Genomic DNA, 14,840 nt, shown 5'->3' with positions numbered 1-14,840 from the left:
GGCCCGCTAACGAAATGGGTCTACAGGACGACATAGAGTTGACACCCGGGGCGACATGACCTCGCTACGGGGAGTTGCGGCACCACGACAGCACTACGAAAGGAACACCCCTCACATGCTCGGCATCCTGTTCTCCCTCATCAACGACGCCATCGCCATCTTCACCAACGGCTCGAACCTCGGCTGGTGGTGACGTCCGTCCGCTGAGACGCACCGAGCCCCCGACCTCGTATCGAGGCGGGGGCTCAGTCGTGGATGGACCCGAGACCTGGTCAGTCCGAGCAGAATGCGTCTCCTGTCAGCGCGGCAACCCCACCGGCGGCTTGACGGCCGTCACCGGACATTGCGCTTCGAGGATGACACGCTGAGAGATGCTGCCCATCAACAACTTTCCGACGGGTGAGCGACGACGGATCCCGATGACGAGAAGTTGCGTCCCTTCGACGTACGACAGGTCGATCAGGTTGTCTGCGTGCGATCGTCCCGGCTCGTTGTCGTGGATCTTCACCGCGACGCCCAGCCCGCCCGCTTCGTCGCGAGCGGATTCGACGGCGGCACCGAACGCGGCGTCGGCAGCGCTGTCCTCCTCGGCCACGATGACCAGATCTGTTCCACGCTGCACCGCCTCGGCGAACGCGAACGGTAACGCGCCCTTGCCTTCTGCTGTCGGCGAATAGCCGACGACGACGGTCATCGCGTCACCGGCGTCGTCAGCGTGCCGTCGGCCAGGAACTGATCGAGATTCTGCAATGTCAACGCCTCCATGGCGGCTCGGGTTTCCACTGTTCCGCTACCGACGTGCGGCAGCAGTACGACGTTGTCCAACGTCAGCAAGGCCTCAGGGACAGCGGGCTCGTTCGCGAACACGTCCAGCCCCGCCCCCGCGAGTCGGCCGTCGGTGAGACGTTCGACAAGAGCGTCCTCGTCGACGACGCTTCCCCGCGCGATGTTGATCAGGTAACCCTGCGGACCCAGGGCATCGAGGACGTCGGCGTCGACGAGATGCCGCGTTCCCTTTCCGCCCGACGCTGCGACGATCAGAACGTCGACAGCGCCCGCGAGAGCTGCCGGCGTCGAGAAGTACGTGTGCGGCGAACCGTCGACCTCGTTCCGGTTGTGATAGCTGATGGCACAACGGAAACCGACGAGGCGATCTGCGATGGCAGTACCGATCCGGCCGAGTCCGATGATGCCCACTCTCTTACCGGTGACCTGACGCGTCAGAGGTGTGTTGCCGTCGGAGATCCAGCGGCCTGCGCGGACGTAGCGGTCGGAGAACGACACCTGCCGCAATGCGTCGATCACCAACCCGACGGCGAGATCTGCGACGCAATCGTTCAGCACGTCGGGAGTGTTGCTGACGCCGATGCCGCGCTGCGCGGCTGCGTCGACGTCGGTGGTGTCGTACCCGACGCCGAAGTGCACGATCGCGCCGAGGTTGGGCAGATGCGACATCAACTCCGCGTCGACGCCCGTGCGCCCCGAAGTGACCGCCGCAGTGATCGACTCACCGTGCTGAGAGAAGAAAGCCGCACGCTCGGAAGGCTCGGGCAGCACGAGGGCGTCGTAGTCACCGGTAAGTGTGTCCATGAGTGACGGCTTCAGAGGCCCGACTCGGAGCACCCTCCCGCTGCTGCGCGAATCACTCTGCACAACAGCGTCTTTCGCCTTCTCGACTGTCGTCATTCGAAACTCCTCGCCGGGCCGGGGACGTGCGCGTTTTCTGGTACGTTATGTCGCCCGTCGGATACCTGTCCAACACGTAAATAACATGGATTGATACTCAAACGGCATGATAGAGCCTGGGCCGCAAGCATGGGTGACCTAACCACACCTCGTTCTACCAGGTCAGATGCCCTGCGCTGTGAGCTGGGCGGCTTACGCAGCACCGATGTGACCCACGAAACTCCCTGCATACGGCGCCAGCGCCGGTTGACGGCTCTACACCCCCCTCATAACGTGTGGCTACCGTCACACGCGGCGACAGCCCGTCACATTCTCCCCTTTGGAGGCCCCCATGAGCCCTGCACTCGAAGTGCAGCAGGGACGGACCACGCGCACCGCGATCACCATCGCTGGCGCACTTACGTTTTCGATGATCGCCACCGGATGCACGGTCGCGAACTCCGGCGCCGGCACGGCCGCGAGCGCGGATACTTTACGGATCGTCCTGCAGGAAGAACCTCCGACGCTGGAAGCCTGCGACGTGTCCATGACCTCCATCGGGGTGGTCACTCGGTCCAACATCACCGAACCGTTGATGGAGCGGAACCCGAGCGAAGGCACACTCGAACCGAAGCTCGCCGACTCCTGGACCCAGGTCTCGGACCGCGAGTGGACGTTCGCGCTGCACCCCGGAGTGACGTTCAGCGACGGTAGCCCGTTCGAGGCGGAGGACGCGGCACACTCGATCGAGAGAGCCGTCAACTCGGACCTCGGATGCAACGTCGAAGGCTACGTCTTCGGCGACGCCGACCTCGACGTCCGCATCGTCGATCCGCTGACGATCAGCGTCGCCGCGCCTGCTGCCGACCCCATTCTCCCGCTCAAACTGTCGTTCATCGAGATGGTGCCGCGGACGTACAGCATGACCGAACGCGTCCGCGAGCCGATCGGTACGGGCCCGTACGCCATCGACAACTGGGAGTACGGACAGCGCCTGTCGCTGGTCCGCAACGAGACGTACTGGGGCGACAAGCCGGACTACGCTCGCGCTACCTACCAGTGGCGTAGCGAGGGCAGCGTCCGCGCCTCGATGGTCTCCAACGGCGAGGCCGAGATCGCGACGTCACTCGGACCGGAGGACGGCGCAGGCGACCTCGGAGTCTCGTACCCCAACAACGAGACGACGGCTGTTCGCATCCAGCTCGAAGAGCCCCCTCTCGACGACATGCGCGTGCGTCAGGCGATCAATTACGCGGTCAACCGCGACGGCATCGTCGACGCGTTGTTCCAGGGCCTCGGAAAGCCTGCAGCGCAGCTGATCTCGGACGGCGTCATCGGATACAACGACGAGTTGACCCCGTGGCCGTACGACCCCGAGAAGGCACAGCAACTCATCGACGAAGCCCGCGCCGACGGCGTTCCCGTCGACGCCCCCATCCGGCTGATCGGACGGACCGGGCAGTTCCCCAAGGTCAACGAGACACTCGAAGTCGTCCAGCATGCACTGTCGAAGATCGGCATGAACGTCTCCATCGAGATGACGGACTCCGCCGGCACCGCCGAGTACCAGGAACGTCCGTTCCCGAACGTCGGGCCGTATCTACTCGTCATCCAGCACGGCAATCAGGCAGGCGACGCGGCGTTCACCGCCGATCAGTACCTGAAGAGCGACGGCTTCCAGAGCGCCGGTGGCACAGCGGAATTCGACGAGCGCGTCGACGAGGCCGCGGCCCTCACCGGAGATGCGCGTCAGGAAGCGTACGAACAGCTCTTCGCCGACGAGCCCGCGGACATCATGCAGATGGCGTTCATCGCCCATATGGAAGGTGTTCTCGCCAAGGCGGACTCGGTCGACTACACACCCAACTCCGCAACCGTCGACGAGATGCATCTCGCAGCGATGACGCGCGTCGACTCCACCGAAACGGACTGAGGCCGAACATGTTCAGATTCCTCCGTCGCCGGATCTACACCAGCCTCGTGCCGCTGATCGTCGTCCTGTTGGGCGTGTTCCTACTGGCGCGACTCACCGGTGACCCGACGAGCCTCTACCTCCCCGAATCCGCGACTCAGGCTCAGCGCGAGGCGTTCCGGGCGTCGAACGGGCTCGATCAGCCTCTGCTGACGCAACTCTGGGACTACCTCCAGGGCGTCGTGCATCTCGATTTCGGCGACTCCCTGCGCACCGGTGAGGCCGCGTCGACGATGGCGTTGCGCGCATTCCCCGCGACGCTGCAGCTCGCGTTCATGACGATGTTCCTCGCCGTTCTCGGCGCGATCGTCATCGGATGCTGGGCCGCCTACCGCCCCAACTCGCTCGCCGACCGCGTCTCGAGCCTGCTGTCCATGACCGCGGCCAGCATCCCGGACTTCTGGTTCGCGATCATGGGTGTGTGGCTGTTCGCCGTCACGTTCGGGGTGCTGCCGACGTCGGGCACCGGTGCGGGAATGCTGTCCTGGATCCTCCCGATCGCCACGCTGCTGATCCGTCCGCTCGGCGTCCTCACCCAGGTCGTCCGCGGAGCGATGGTCGCTGCGTTGTCCGCGCCCTACGTTCGACTCGCGAGAAGCAAAGGCGCAAGCGATGTTCGCGTCGTCACGCACCACGCACTGCGCAACGCCGCAGCCCCGGCACTGACCGTCGCGGGCGACCTGATGGTCGGTCTCGTCAACGGAGCCGTCGTCGTCGAAGCGATCTTCGGGTGGCCCGGCATCGGCAAGCTCATGATCGACGCGATCCTGCAGCGCGACTTCGCGGTTCTCCAAGCGGCCGTTCTGCTGACGGCCGTCAGCATCTTCCTTCTCAACATCGTCATCGACGCCTGCTACGCACTGCTCGACGCCCGTGTTCGCGACAAGGCGAAGGTCTAGGAGGCCACCATGTCACTCGATTTCGACGCACCGAAAACGTCGGAGCCCGAGGAGGTTCCGGCCGGAAAGCCTACTTCCCGTACGAGCTCCGCTCCGCTGTGGCGGCTGCTGCTGCGTGACCGAGTCGCCACCGTCGCCGCCGGGATTCTCGTCCTGGTGTTCCTGACGGCGATCTTCGGGCCGATGCTCGTCGGCGACGCAGCCACCGACCAGGATCTGAGTCGGTCGAACCTCCCGCCGTTCACCCTCGATACCGGGTGGATGAACGTCCTCGGGACCGATCCTCTCGGACGCAGCATGCTCGCACGATTGATCGTCGCGTGCCAGACCACGCTGTCGGTGGCGATCCCCGCAGTCATCCTGTCGGCGATCGTAGGCTCGATCATCGGAATGTGGGCCGGCTACCACCGGGGATGGCGCGAGACCACGGCGATGCGCGTCGCCGACGTCATCATGAGCTTTCCGTCGTTGCTCATGGCCGTCGTCGTGTTGTACGTCTTCTCGCCCAGCGCCGCGAACATCGTTCTGATCCTTGCGATCACGCGTATTCCGATCTACCTCCGCACTGCGCGTGCGGAGTCCGCGGAACTGCAGAGTCGGCTGTTCGTCGACGCCGCCCGCACGTTCGGCGCGTCGAGCGGCGCGGTGATCCGACGTCACGTCGCGCCCATCCTGCTCCCCACGTTGCTGACCGTCGCCACGCTTGATTTCTGCTTCGTCATGCTGGCCGAATCGTCGCTCAGCTTCCTGGGCATCGGTATACAGCCGCCCGACGTCAGTTGGGGTCTCATGGTCGCGCAGGGCCGCACCTATCTGCAGACCGCATGGTGGCTGTCGTTCTTCCCCGGCCTCGCCATCGTCATCACCACCGTGTCGGCCACCGTGCTCGCCGCCTGGGCACGCATCGCGACCGACCCGGCGCAGCGGTGGCGCCTGACCGTCCCCCGTTCCGCCAAGTCCCGCCTCGTTCCCGTCCGAAAGGTCGTCTCATGAGTGCACCTGCCGTCGTCCGCCCCGACACCGACCGGGTCGCCATGGACGTCCGCGATCTGACGGTCGACCTACGCACGCCGTCGGGGGTGATCCGAGCCGTCGATCACGTCACGTTCAGCGCGCGGCGCGGCGAAACCCTCGCTCTCCTCGGCGAGTCCGGCTGCGGTAAGTCCATGACCGCGCAAGCCGTCGTCGGACTGCTCGAACCGATCGCCGATATCACCGATGGTTCCGTGGAACTCGGCAGTGACACGAAGGGCTGGGTCGATCTGGTGACCGCCAAGACCAAGGTTCGACGCCACATCGCGGCCACCGAATTGGCGATCGTCTTCCAGGACGCGCTGACGGCACTGAACCCCGTGTACACCGTCGGCACCCAGTTGGCCGAGCCATTCCGGATTCACCGCGGTATGTCGGCGAAAGCTGCACGCGAGGAGGCCATTTCGCTGATGCGACGCGTCGGCATCCCGCAGCCGGAGTCCCGCGCCGATTCGTATCCTCACCAGTTCTCCGGAGGTATGCGTCAGCGCTTGCTCATCGCGATGGCCGTCGCGCTCAGCCCGTCGGTGCTGCTCGCCGACGAACCGACCACCGCGCTCGACGTGACCGTGCAGGCTCAGATCATGACGCTGCTGCGCGAACTGCGCACCGAACACGACATGGCGGTCATCCTCATCACGCACGACCTCGCGCTCGTCGCGGAGGAGGCCGACCGCGTCGCGATCATGTATGCCGGCAACGTCGTCGAAACCGGGCTCGTGTCGGAGGTTTTCGCGAACCCACGCCATCCGTACACCAAGGGTCTGCTCGACTCGGTACCCGTGCACGCGGCGCGCGGTGAGGATCTGAAATCCATCGGCGGCACTCCGCCCGATCTGCATTCCATCCCCGACGGGTGTGTCTACCAAGCCAGATGTCCTCTCGCACGGGACATCTGTCGCGCGCAGCGACCCACGCTGGAAGCCGTCGGCGACGGTCGTTTCTCTGCCTGCCACTTCTCGAACGAGGTGTCCCATGTCTGATCAGTTGTTGACGGTCCGCGGATTGAACAAGACCTTCAAGGTGGGCGGCGGCAACCTCCGCGCACTCGATTCGATCGACCTCGACCTGCGCCGCGGTGAAACACTCGGCCTCGTCGGCGAATCCGGTTGTGGTAAATCCACTCTCGCACGAACGCTGATGATGCTGGAACGCCCGGATGGCGGAACGGTGAACTTCGACGGCGTCGACCCGTTCGGTCTGCGCGGCAAGGAACTGCTGGGCTTTCGCCGACGCGTACAGATGGTGTTCCAGGACCCGTACGGGTCACTGAACGCCCGCATGAACGCAGCCGACATCATCAGTGAACCGTGGCGAACACACAAGGGGCTGTACAAGACTCGCCGCGACCGCTCCGCTCGGGTGCGCGAACTTCTGCACCTCGTGGGGCTTCGCCCCAGCGACGAGTACCGATTCCCGCAGGAGTTCTCCGGCGGCCAGCGTCAGCGTCTCGGAATCGCGCGTGCGTTGGCATTGAACCCCGACGTGATCATCTGCGACGAGCCGGTGTCCGCGTTGGATCTCTCCGTGCAGGCGCAGGTCCTCAATCTGCTGAACGACCTGCAGAAGCAGCTCGGGATCTCGTACGTGTTCATCTCGCACGACCTGTCCGTGGTGCGCCACGTCGCCGATCGTGTGGCCGTCATGTACCTCGGTCGGATCGTCGAGTCCGGTGCGACCGAGGCCGTCTTCGACCGCCCGAGCCACCCGTACTCGGCAGCGTTGATGTCGGCAGCACCCAAGCTCGACGCGGAGGCGCGCGGCGAGCGCATCCTGTTGAAGGGCGAGGTGCCGTCGCCGCTGAACCCGCCGTCGGGCTGCCGTTTTCGGACGCGCTGCTGGAAGGCGACCGACAAGTGCAGCTCGGATGCGCCGCCGGTTGCGTTGGACCGCAACGAATCCGACCACATGGCCGAATGCCACTACCCGCTCGTCGACGACGACCTCGGCCTCGTGGCCGCCGGGTGATAGGGGGTCTGACCACGGTCGGGTTCGCAGTCGTCGCCGCCTCGATCTTCTTCGCATCGGCGATGCAGGCGTCGATCGGTTTCGGGATGGGCATGTTGGCGGCACCGATCGTCGCGATCGTCGACCCGGGTCTGGTGCCCGGCACGCTGATCATGTTGGCGATCGTCGTCAGCACGATGGTGCTCATTCGCGACGGGACGGCGCTCGACCTGTCCGGAGCGAGCTGGGCACTCGCGGGTCGGGTGCCGGGCACCATCGCCGGCGCTCTGCTCCTGGTCGCGCTACCCGAGCGCGGACTGGCCTTGATGCTCGCGTTCGTCGTTCTGCTCGGTATCGGCTTGACGTCTCTGGGATGGATTCCATTGCCGCGCAGACGAAATCTCGTGGTCGCAGGCGCGGCATCCGGACTGCTCGCGACGGCGACGTCGATCGGCGGCCCACCGATGGCGCTGGTGTGGCAGCGGAACACCGGAGCGAAGTTGCGCTCGACGATGAGCGCCTTCTTTCTGGTCGGTTCGGTCCTGTCGCTGGTCGCGCTCGCCGCCGCCGGTGCGGTCACGCTGCACACCGCGTGGTTGTTTCTGCTGCTGACGCCGGCGGCGATTCTCGGTTACGTGTTGTCGCGCTTCGTGAATCGCGTCATGGACCGCCGCCGGTTGAGGCTGACGGCCATCGCGGTCTCGACCGTCGGTGCCGTCGTTCTGATCGGCCAGCAGCTCCTCTCGTGAGTGCGAATGTACAGCGCCTTCGGGTCGCTCCGCAGGCTACGCTCCTGCCGGCTGTGCATTCGCGCTCACGGGCGGGAGGCGGCCTCGGCGTATCGCTCCCGAATCGTAGGCGTCGGATCCGCCTCGTACGTCCGAGCGCGCGCCGACGCCCACTGCGGTGGTTCCGCGGTGCCGGCGAGTGTCCAGGCCGCCTGTCGTGCAGCACCGTCGGCGACGTATTCGCCCGGCTCCGGCACGACGACGGGTACACCGAAGATCGCAGGCGCCAGCTCACGAACTGCCGCGGACTTCGCGCCGCCGCCGATGAGCAGCACCCGTCGCGTCTCGATCCCGGCCGCGCGTAGCGCGTCGATACCGTCGGCCAGCCCGCACAGCAGCCCTTCGACCGCGGCACGCGCCAGATGCCCCGGTGTCGAATTGTTCAGTCGCAGACCGTGAATCGAACCGGACGCATCCGGCCGGTTCGGCGTCCGCTCCCCTTCGAAGTACGGCACCAGCACCAGGCCATCGCTCGCGGTGGACAATGCCAGCGAAGACAATTCGTCGTGATCGACGCCGAGAAGCGACGCCGTCGCGTCGAGCACCCGGGCGGCGTTGAGCGTGCAGACCAGCGGCAGCTGCCTGCCGGTGGCGTCGGCGAATCCGGCGATGATGCCCGACGGGTCGGCCGCCCCGACGTCGGTGACCGCGGAGACGACACCCGACGTACCGATCGATACGACGACGTCACCGACACCTGCCGCGAGTCCGAGTGCGGCAGCGGCATTGTCGCCGGTGCCGGGCCCGATGATCGCGCCGCTCGCCGTCTCCCCGATGCGTTCCGACGGTCCCGCGACCCGCGGCAACCGCGGCTTACGGCCTCGCATACCGAGTTCCAGCAAGTCTTCGCGGTACGTGTTCGTGGCCGCGGAGAAGTATCCCGTGCCGCTGGCGTCACCGCGATCGGTGGCCAGGGTGTCGAGGCTGCCTGCGCCACCGAGGTGCCAACTCAACCAGTCGTGCGGAAGGCACACGGCCGCAGTACGATCCGCGTTCGTGGGCTCGTTGTCCGCGAGCCACCGCAGCTTGCTGACGGTGATCGACGCGAGCGGGACGACGCCGACGGCATCGGCCCACTGTTGCGCGCCCACCTCGTCGACGAGGTCGCGCGCCGAAGCCGCCGACCTGATGTCGTTCCAGAGCAAGGCCGGCCGCACGACATCGCCCCCGTCGTCGAGACAGACCATTCCGTGCTGCTGCGCGCCGACGGCCACCGCGTCGACGTCGTCGAGACCGCCCGCGTCGGCGACTGCGGTGTCGAGCGCGTCCTTCCACGCCGCCGGGTCGATCTCGGTGCCGTCGGGATGCTTGGCCCGCCCGCTGCGCACCAGCTCTCCCGAATCGGCATCACGGACAAACACTTTGCACGATTGGGTGGACGAATCGATACCTGCGACGAGAGCCAAGATCTTCTTTCCTTCCCACGTGGCACTGCTTACCGGTGACCCTACCGCCAGTAGCAGGGCGCCGAGGGATTCCGCTACGTTCGTCAGCTATGCGAGACACCGAGGATTCCGACGCCTTTCGCCTTGCCGTGGCGAAAGCTGCCCTCGACCTGTTTTCCGCCAACGGATACGACGCGACGTCGGTCGACGACATCGCCGAGGCCGCCGGCATTTCGCGTCGGACGTTCTTTCGGCAGTTCCGTGGCAAGGACGACGTCATCTTCGCCGATCACGAAATCCTGCTGACCCAGGCCGCGGAGTTCCTCGACCGTGACCACGACGATCCCTGGGTCGCGGTCTGCGACGCCGCCCAGCTCGTGTTCGATCGGTTCTCCGGGTGGAAGGAGTACGCGACACTTCGCTACCAGGTGGTGCACGTCAATCCGGCACTGCGTGACAGGGAGATCGTGACAGTATTCCGCTACGAGCGCCTCTTCGTCGACTATCTGCGTGGGGCCGTCCCCGACCACTCGCACCTCGAGACGATCCAGTTCTGTGCGACGGTCACCGCTACCCACAACTTCGTGCTGCGACGCATGATCCGCGACGGCGTCGCGACCGCGCCTGCGGACCTGCAGGCCGCGTTGTCAAAGGTCAGGGCCAGCTTTCAGCCGTCGTCGGACGAGGTCGTCGTCGCCGTGTTCCCGCGCGGGGCGTCGCGAGATGCCGTCGTCGACGCGATTTCGGAGCAGCTGGGGCGCTGACCGGGCGTTTCGCCCGCATTCCGACCGCATCGATGGCGCTCTCGAGCCGTCTATCGACTGCCGCGGCCCATCGATGCGGATTCGCACGCGACCACCTGGCACCGAGTGCCAACCGGCCCTTGATTCGCGACGCCGACCGCCGTACTCTGGAACCATCCGTGGCACTCAGTGCCGACGATCGATACCAAGGAGACAGCCGCTCATGGCCGGAAACCCGGACTTCGATCTCTTCAAGCTTCCCGAGGAGCACGACGAGTTGCGCGCAGCCATTCGTGCGCTCGCCGAGAAGGAGATCGCGCCGTACGCGAAGGACGTCGACGAGAACTCGCGCTTCCCCGAAGAGGCGCTGACCGCTCTCAACAACTCGGGCTTCAACGCCATTCACGTCCCCGAGGAGTACGACGGCCAGGGTGCAGATTCCGTCGCGACGTGCATCGTCATCGAAGAGGTCGCACGCGTCTGCGGATCGTCGTCGTTGATCCCCGCCGTCAACAAGCTCGGCACGATGGGCCTCATCCTCAACGGCTCCGACGAGCTGAAGAAGCAGGTCCTTCCGTCGCTCGCCGGTGGTGCGATGGCGTCGTACGCACTGTCCGAGCGTGAGGCCGGTTCCGACGCTGCGAGCATGCGTACCCGCGCCGCGGCCGACGGTGACGACTGGGTCCTCAACGGCTCGAAGTGTTGGATCACCAACGGCGGCAAGTCCGACTGGTACACGGTCATGGCCGTCACCGATCCCGACAAGGGCGCCAACGGCATCTCCTCGTTCGTGGTGCACAAGGACGACGAAGGATTCGTCGTCGGCCCCAAGGAGAAGAAGCTCGGCATCAAGGGCTCGCCGACGGCCGAACTCTACTTCGAGAACTGCAAGATCCCCGGCGATCGCATCATCGGCGAACCCGGCACCGGCTTCAAGACGGCGCTGCAGACGCTCGACCACACGCGTCCCACCATCGGCGCTCAGGCCGTCGGCCTCGCGCAGGGTGCACTCGACGCCGCGATCGAATACACGAAGGACCGCAAGCAGTTCGGGCAGTCCATCAGCAACTTCCAGGCGGTGCAGTTCATGCTCGCCGACATGGCGATGAAGGTGGAAGCCGCGCGCCTCATGGTCTACACCTCCGCTGCGCGCGCCGAGCGCGGTGAGAAGAACCTCGGTTTCATCTCCGCCGCATCGAAGTGCTTCGCGTCCGACGTCGCCATGGAGGTCACCACCGACGCCGTCCAGCTGTTCGGTGGTGCCGGCTACACGACCGACTTCCCGGTCGAGCGCATGATGCGCGACGCCAAGATCACGCAGATCTACGAGGGCACCAACCAGATTCAGCGTGTCGTCATGTCGCGGGCGCTGCTGAAATGAGCATCGAACTCGTAGGCGTCATCGGCGGTGGCACGATGGGCGCAGGTATCGCCGAGGTCGCAGCCCGCTCGGGATCCTCGGTCATCGTGCTCGAGACCACCCAGGAAGCAGCCGACGCGGCCGAGGCTCGGCTCGACAAGTCGTTCGCGCGCGCCGTCAAGTCCGGTCGCATCGAGGCCGACGCTGCCGAGAAAGCCCGTACGGCAATCACTCTCACGCTCGATATCGACGATTTCGCGGACCGCGATCTCGTCGTCGAGGCCGCACCCGAGATCGAATCGCTCAAGCTGGAGCTGTTCGGCAAGCTCGACGCGATCGTGAAGCCGGAAGGCATTCTGGCGACCAACACGTCGTCGATCCCGGTCATCAAGATGGCGAACGCGACGAAGCGGCCCGGCAAGGTCGTCGGTGTCCACTTCTTCAACCCGGTGCCGGTGCTGCCGCTCGTGGAGATCGTCGTCAGCCTCGTCACCGAGGAAGACACCGTTGCTGCGGTCACCGACTACGCAGCGAACACGTTGGGCAAGAAGACCATTCGCTCCGGTGATCGCGCGGGCTTCATCGTCAACGCCCTTCTCATCCCCTACATCGTGTCGGCGATTCGCATGCTCGAGTCCGGCTTCGCGAGCGCCGAGGACATCGACGACGGCATGGTCAACGGTTGCGCGCACCCGATGGGTCCGTTGCGTCTGACCGACACCGTCGGACTGGATGTCACCTTGGCCGTCGCCGAATCCCTGTACGCCGAATTCCGTGAGCCGCACTACGCGCCGCCGCCTCTGCTGCAGCGCATGGTCGACGCCGGACAACTCGGCCGCAAGACGGGCAAAGGTTTCTACACCTACTGAGTGCGGCTGCGCCACCCGTGCGCGGAAAGTCGGTCCATAGGCCGACTATCCGCGCACGGGCGCCGAAGGCGCACTCAGAAATTCCCCCGCGCCGCCTGTTCGCGCTCGATCGCCTCGAACAGTGCCTTGAAGTTCCCGATGCCGAAGCCGAGCGAGCCGTGGCGTTCGATCAGCTCGAAGAACACCGTCGGCCTGTCGACGAGCGGCTTGGTGAATATCTGCAGCAGATAGCCGTCCTCGTCACGGTCCACGAGGATGCCGCGCTTCTGAAGTTCCTCCACCGGCACACGGACGTCGCCGATGCGCGCACGCAACTCCGGATCCTGGTAGTAGGACTCCGGTGTCGCCAGGAACTCGATGCCCTCCTCGACCAGCACGTCCACGGATCGCAGAATGTCCTGCGTCGCAAGGGCGATGTGCTGCACACCCGGTCCGCGATAGAAGTCCAGATACTCGTCGATCTGCGAACGCTTCTTCCCGACGGCCGGCTCGTTGAGCGGAAACTTCACTCGGTGGTCTCCGCTGGCCACTACCTTGCTCATCAACGCCGAGTAGTCGGTGGCGATGTCCTCGCCGACGAACTCGGCCATGTCGGTGAACCCCATGACGCGGTGGTAGAAGTCGACCCATCGATTCATGTTGCCGAGCTCGACGTTGCCGACGACATGGTCGAGCGCTTGGAATACTGTGCGGCCGTGTCGATGTCCCGCCGAAGCACGCGCCGTGTACCCCGGTAGGTAAGGGCCCGTGTACCGCGACCGGTCGACGAGGGTGTGCCGCGTGTCCCCGTACGTGCCGATCGATGCGAGCCGTACGACCCCGTGCTCGTCGGAGACGTCGTACGGCTCGACGAGCACGGTCGCGCCCTGCCGTCGCGCATGCTGGATGCACTTGTCGACGTCGGGTACCGCCAACGCGACGTCGACGATGCCGTCACCGTGTCGCCGATGGTGCTCGACGAGTTCGCTCGACGGGTCGACCGCCCCCTCGATCACGAATCGCACTGCGCCACTGGTCAGAACGTAACTGTGCCGATCACGGTGGCCGGTCGTCGGCCCCGAATAGGCCACCAGTTCCATGCCGAATGCGGATCGGAAGAAGTGCGCTGTCTGCGTCGCGTTCCCGACGACCCACACCAGCGCGTCCCAGCCGTTCACCGGAAACGGATCGGCCGAGGCGTCGTACTCCACCAGTCCGACGAGTTGGCGCAGCGCACGGGCGTCGAGAGAAGCGAGTCGTTCGTCGTCGGTGAGTAGCTGATCGATGCTCATGCTGCTACCACAGAGGATCGCGACCAGGTAGTCAATCGGACGAGCAACAGCTAGGCCGATTGCCGAATCCTGCACACGACCACGCACTCTTTCTCTACACTTTGCTCACATGGAGCTGGATGCGCTGGACTTCGCGGTGCTCGAGGCCGTTCACGAACGTCCGAGGGCCGGAGCGCTCGAACTGTCTCGGAGCTTGAAGATCGCACGCGCCACTGTGCAGGCACGGATGAAGAAGCTCGAAGACTGCGGCGTCGTCGCCGGCTACGAACCTCGACTCGACGTCGAAGCGGCAGGTTTCGGGGTCCAGGCGTTCGTCACCCTGGAGATCGCGCAGGGCGCACTGGACAGCGTGACCGACGAACTGTCGTCCATCCCAGGCGTTCTCGAAGCGTTCGCGACGACGGGAGCCGGGGATGTGCTGTGCCGGATCGCGGCCGCGTCGCACATGGGCTTGCAGCACGTACTACTGGAACTCAATCGTTCCGGCGTCGTCGTGCGATCGACGAGCGTGGTGGTTCTGTCGATTCTGATTCCCTACCGCTCGATGCCGCTGCTGCGGACTCTCGATACCGGCAAGGGGGCGAAGTCGCCCGCGTACCGCAGTGCGCACCCACCCGTGCGTGGCTAGTTGGCCCAGAGAGCCTGTTGCTTAATTGAGGGTGTTTCGCTCGAGTGGTGGTGGGCCTGGTTTGGGATGATGGCGGGGTGGCGCGTGACTATCGACCTTCCGGTCTCGATCAGGGGTTTTTGATTCCACCCGATATCCGGGACTGGCTCGATGACGATCATGTGGCGTGGCTGGTGATCGACGCGGTCGCGGCGATGGACACCTCGGTGTTCCATCGCCGCCGGCCGGGCCGGCGGACCGCGACTTCGCAAGCGGGTCGGCGTGGTTACAACCCCGATCGG

The 14,840-nt window shown here is 65.4% G+C and carries 15 protein-coding genes and 1 pseudogene; 12 read left to right on the top strand and 4 right to left on the bottom strand.

Annotation, left to right across the window (positions count from 1 at the left end; genetic code table 11):
* Positions 1-55: 55 nt before the first annotated feature.
* A complete protein-coding gene (locus tag A3K89_RS25805; protein WP_157105356.1) occupies positions 56-193 on the top strand; it encodes a hypothetical protein in 138 nt (45 codons plus the stop codon).
* A 105-nt stretch (positions 194-298) separates the two neighbouring features.
* Here the strand turns inward: A3K89_RS25805 and A3K89_RS15395 are convergent, their stop codons facing one another.
* Positions 299-694 carry a universal stress protein gene (locus tag A3K89_RS15395; protein ID WP_068427528.1) on the bottom strand — a complete coding sequence of 132 codons (396 nt, stop codon included), beginning with the start codon at positions 692-694 and terminating at the stop codon, positions 299-301.
* A complete protein-coding gene (locus A3K89_RS15390; protein WP_174551435.1) occupies positions 691-1,686 on the bottom strand; it encodes a 2-hydroxyacid dehydrogenase in 996 nt (331 codons plus the stop codon). The genes A3K89_RS15395 and A3K89_RS15390 overlap by 4 nt, the downstream gene beginning before the upstream one ends.
* A gap of 331 nt (positions 1,687-2,017) precedes the next feature.
* On the opposite strand from A3K89_RS15390, the gene A3K89_RS15385 reads away from it, so the two are divergent.
* The 6 genes from A3K89_RS15385 to A3K89_RS15360 are packed head-to-tail and all read left to right on the top strand — an operon-like array spanning position 2,018 to position 8,264.
* Entirely contained in the window at positions 2,018-3,598 is a 1,581-nt protein-coding gene (locus tag A3K89_RS15385) for an ABC transporter substrate-binding protein (RefSeq protein ID WP_068427526.1), read from the top strand.
* A gap of 8 nt (positions 3,599-3,606) precedes the next feature.
* Positions 3,607-4,536: an ABC transporter permease gene (locus A3K89_RS15380; protein WP_068427525.1), complete on the top strand. Its 930-nt coding sequence runs from the start codon at positions 3,607-3,609 to the stop codon at positions 4,534-4,536.
* Between the two features lie 9 nt (positions 4,537-4,545).
* Complete coding sequence (locus A3K89_RS15375; protein WP_068427520.1) at positions 4,546-5,529, top strand: ABC transporter permease; 984 nt, start codon at positions 4,546-4,548, stop codon at positions 5,527-5,529.
* Positions 5,526-6,551 carry an ABC transporter ATP-binding protein gene (locus A3K89_RS15370; protein ID WP_068427518.1) on the top strand — a complete coding sequence of 342 codons (1,026 nt, stop codon included), beginning with the start codon at positions 5,526-5,528 and terminating at the stop codon, positions 6,549-6,551. Before A3K89_RS15375 ends, A3K89_RS15370 begins: the two co-directional genes overlap by 4 nt.
* Entirely contained in the window at positions 6,544-7,536 is a 993-nt protein-coding gene (locus A3K89_RS15365; RefSeq protein ID WP_068427517.1) for an ABC transporter ATP-binding protein, read from the top strand. Before A3K89_RS15370 ends, A3K89_RS15365 begins: the two co-directional genes overlap by 8 nt.
* A complete protein-coding gene (locus A3K89_RS15360) occupies positions 7,533-8,264 on the top strand; it encodes a sulfite exporter TauE/SafE family protein (RefSeq protein WP_084423826.1) in 732 nt (243 codons plus the stop codon). Before A3K89_RS15365 ends, A3K89_RS15360 begins: the two co-directional genes overlap by 4 nt.
* 65 nt (positions 8,265-8,329) lie before the next feature.
* Here the strand turns inward: A3K89_RS15360 and xylB are convergent, their stop codons facing one another.
* Entirely contained in the window at positions 8,330-9,709 is a 1,380-nt protein-coding gene (gene xylB / locus A3K89_RS15355) for a xylulokinase (protein WP_068427515.1), read from the bottom strand.
* Positions 9,710-9,798: 89 nt separating this feature from the next.
* On the opposite strand from xylB, the gene A3K89_RS15350 reads away from it, so the two are divergent.
* From A3K89_RS15350 to A3K89_RS15340, 3 genes are all read left to right on the top strand, one after another.
* Positions 9,799-10,452, top strand: coding sequence for a TetR family transcriptional regulator (locus tag A3K89_RS15350; RefSeq protein WP_068427513.1), 654 nt, complete (start codon positions 9,799-9,801; stop codon positions 10,450-10,452).
* Positions 10,453-10,654: 202 nt separating this feature from the next.
* Complete coding sequence (locus tag A3K89_RS15345; RefSeq protein WP_068427511.1) at positions 10,655-11,812, top strand: acyl-CoA dehydrogenase; 1,158 nt, start codon at positions 10,655-10,657, stop codon at positions 11,810-11,812.
* Between the two features lie 2 nt (positions 11,813-11,814).
* On the top strand, positions 11,815-12,660 hold the full coding sequence (locus A3K89_RS15340; RefSeq protein ID WP_068427605.1) for a 3-hydroxybutyryl-CoA dehydrogenase: 846 nt from the start codon (positions 11,815-11,817) through the stop codon (positions 12,658-12,660).
* Between the two features lie 74 nt (positions 12,661-12,734).
* On the opposite strand, the gene hppD is transcribed toward A3K89_RS15340, so the two are convergent.
* Positions 12,735-13,931, bottom strand: coding sequence for a 4-hydroxyphenylpyruvate dioxygenase (hppD, locus tag A3K89_RS15335; RefSeq protein ID WP_068427509.1), 1,197 nt, complete (start codon positions 13,929-13,931; stop codon positions 12,735-12,737).
* A gap of 109 nt (positions 13,932-14,040) precedes the next feature.
* Between hppD and A3K89_RS15330 the strand changes: the two genes are divergently transcribed.
* Positions 14,041-14,559, top strand: coding sequence for an Lrp/AsnC family transcriptional regulator (locus tag A3K89_RS15330; protein WP_068427508.1), 519 nt, complete (start codon positions 14,041-14,043; stop codon positions 14,557-14,559).
* Between the two features lie 44 nt (positions 14,560-14,603).
* Positions 14,604-14,840 (top strand): annotated as a pseudogene (locus A3K89_RS25800) (hypothetical protein); the annotation flags it as partial.

The sequence above is a fragment of the Rhodococcoides kyotonense genome, assembly GCF_001645385.1.
In the GTDB taxonomy this organism is placed as follows: Bacteria; Actinomycetota; Actinomycetes; order Mycobacteriales; family Mycobacteriaceae; genus Rhodococcoides; species Rhodococcoides kyotonensis_B.
The sequence above is the reverse complement of the archived record's forward strand: the minus strand, read 5'-3'. Positions and strand labels throughout refer to the sequence as shown.

Bases quoted from the DNA above. Each gene is read 5' to 3' on its own strand.
- hppD (WP_068427509.1), bottom strand. From the start codon at position 13,931: ATGAGCATCGATCAGCTACTCACCGACGACGAACGACTCGCTTCTCTC.
- A3K89_RS15330 (WP_068427508.1), top strand. From the start codon at position 14,041: ATGGAGCTGGATGCGCTGGACTTCGCGGTGCTCGAGGCCGTTCACGAA.
- A3K89_RS15390 (WP_174551435.1), bottom strand. From the start codon at position 1,686: ATGACGACAGTCGAGAAGGCGAAAGACGCTGTTGTGCAGAGTGATTCG.
- A3K89_RS15350 (WP_068427513.1), top strand. From the start codon at position 9,799: ATGCGAGACACCGAGGATTCCGACGCCTTTCGCCTTGCCGTGGCGAAA.
- A3K89_RS25805 (WP_157105356.1), top strand. From the start codon at position 56: ATGACCTCGCTACGGGGAGTTGCGGCACCACGACAGCACTACGAAAGG.
- A3K89_RS15345 (WP_068427511.1), top strand. From the start codon at position 10,655: ATGGCCGGAAACCCGGACTTCGATCTCTTCAAGCTTCCCGAGGAGCAC.
- A3K89_RS15365 (WP_068427517.1), top strand. From the start codon at position 6,544: ATGTCTGATCAGTTGTTGACGGTCCGCGGATTGAACAAGACCTTCAAG.
- A3K89_RS15380 (WP_068427525.1), top strand. From the start codon at position 3,607: ATGTTCAGATTCCTCCGTCGCCGGATCTACACCAGCCTCGTGCCGCTG.
- A3K89_RS15370 (WP_068427518.1), top strand. From the start codon at position 5,526: ATGAGTGCACCTGCCGTCGTCCGCCCCGACACCGACCGGGTCGCCATG.
- A3K89_RS15395 (WP_068427528.1), bottom strand. From the start codon at position 694: ATGACCGTCGTCGTCGGCTATTCGCCGACAGCAGAAGGCAAGGGCGCG.
- A3K89_RS15375 (WP_068427520.1), top strand. From the start codon at position 4,546: ATGTCACTCGATTTCGACGCACCGAAAACGTCGGAGCCCGAGGAGGTT.
- A3K89_RS15385 (WP_068427526.1), top strand. From the start codon at position 2,018: ATGAGCCCTGCACTCGAAGTGCAGCAGGGACGGACCACGCGCACCGCG.